Here is a 279-nt window from a genome sequence, read left to right on the forward strand (position 1 = left end):
TCGCATGGCCGCTGCTGCTGCTGGCACTGTGGCGCAGCGGTGTGCTGCCCTGGTGGCCGGCGGTGGCGATGTTCACCGGCATGGCAATACCGATCTTCCTGCCCTACAGCGTTGTCTTCCCACCCCTTGCGGCCACCGTCCAGGCCGTTGCGCTGATCTACATCGGCCTGCAGGTACTGGAGGCCGGCACCAGCCCGCGCATAGCCCTCCGGCCCAGGGCCCGCGGGCCGGCGCGACACAAGAGAACCCAGACCCGGCCCGGCACGGCCTGAGACGCCG

At 70.6% G+C, this 279-nt stretch carries 1 protein-coding gene; it reads left to right on the plus strand.

Annotated elements, in window-relative coordinates:
• On the plus strand, positions 1 to 272 hold a 272-nt coding region (locus AC5RWU_RS24760; protein WP_493986803.1), incomplete at its 5' end, for a hypothetical protein.
• Between the last annotated feature and the right edge of the window lie 7 nt (positions 273 to 279).

The organism is Arthrobacter sp. B0427-1-12 (genome assembly GCF_059092905.1).